Origin of the sequence: Streptomyces sp. NPDC056160 (assembly GCF_042268205.1) — a bacterium.
In the GTDB taxonomy this organism is placed as follows: Bacteria; Actinomycetota; Actinomycetes; order Streptomycetales; family Streptomycetaceae; genus Streptomyces.
In genome coordinates this window covers 1-1354 of the sequence record NZ_JBHJUW010000349.1, presented here as the reverse complement: position 1 = coordinate 1354, position 1354 = coordinate 1, and the positions used below count along the sequence as shown (strand labels likewise).

Sequence of the window (1354 nt, the reverse complement as noted above, 5' to 3'; positions counted from 1 at the left end):
CAGGGTGGTGTCGTCGGTTTCTGACTCGATCGGGTGGAGTCGGGCCTTGGCGAGGAGTTCGCGGCCCATGTAGCGGCGGGCTTCGGTCCACTCGTCGTTCTGCTCTGCCAGCACTGCGCCGACGAGCCGGATGACGGCGGTGCGGTCGGGGAGGATACCGACCACGTCCGTGCGGCGGCGGATCTCCTTGTTCAGCCGCTCCTGCGGGTTGTTCGACCAGATCTGCCGCCAGATCTCTCGCGGGAAGGCGGTAAAGGCGAGCAGGTCGTGCTGAGCTGCGTCCAAGTGCGCGGCGGCCTTGGGGAACTTGGCTTCCAGCGTGTCCAGGACGTGCCGGATCTGTGCTTGGAGCGCGTCGGTGTCGGGCTGTTCGAAGACCGTCCGTAGCAGCGTGGCGACCCAGGGCTGGGCCGACTTCGGCACCTGGCTCAGCAAGATTCTCGCGTAGTGGGTGCGGCAGCGCTGCCACGACGCGCCGGGAAGGACCGCGCCGATCGCATCAACGAGGCCGGCGTGGGCGTCGGAGATGACGAGCTGGACGCCGGACAGGCCGCGGGTGATCAGGGAACGCAGGAAGGCAAGCCAGCCGGCGCCGTCCTCGGCGGTGGCCACGTCCAGGCCGAGGATCTCGCGGTGGCCGTCGGCGTTGACGCCGACCGCGATCAGGGCGTGGACGTTGATGATGCGGCCGCCCTCGCGGACCTTCTGCGTGAGCGCGTCGACCCAGACGAACGAGTACGGGTCGGCGTCCAGGGGCCGGTTACGGAAGGCTGCGACCTGCTCGTCCAGGTGCTTGGCCATCGCGCTGACCTGGGACTTCGATAGCTGCGTCACCCCGAGGGACTCGGCGAGCTTCTCGACCCGGCGGGTGGAGACACCAAGCAGGTAGGCGGTGGCGACCACCGAGATCAGGGCCTGCTCGGCCCGGCGGCGGCGCTCGAGAAGCCAGTGCGGGAAGTAGCTGCCCTGCCTCAGCTTGGGAACGGCGAGCTCGACGGTCCCGGCGCGGGTGTCCCACTCGCGTGGACGGTAGCCGTTGCGGTGGTTGACGCGTTCGTCGCTGACCTGCCCGTATTCGGCGTTGCAGAGGGCGTCAGCCTCGGCGGACATGAGGGCGTCGGCGAATGTCTTGATCATCGCGCGCAGCAGATCGGGACTCGCCGCGGCGAGGTTCTCCTCGGCGAGGGCGTGCAGGGGCAGACTGTCGGGTGCGGTCATCGTGCTGATCTCCTTCGAGCCTCGACAACTCGAAGATCAGCCGGTGGCCGTTCTCATATCCGGGCCCTCACTCCGACGCCAGGCCAAACACCCGGATCAGGTGGGAACCCGTACACCACTTCCCAGGACGCAACCC

At 68.3% G+C, this 1354-nt stretch carries 1 protein-coding gene; it reads right to left on the bottom strand.

All coding sequences use genetic code 11. From position 1 onward, the window contains the following. The coding region (locus ACFC02_RS42655) for an IS256 family transposase (RefSeq protein WP_376368440.1) at positions 1-1218 on the bottom strand (1218 nt) is incomplete at its 3' end. Between the last annotated feature and the right edge of the window lie 136 nt (positions 1219-1354).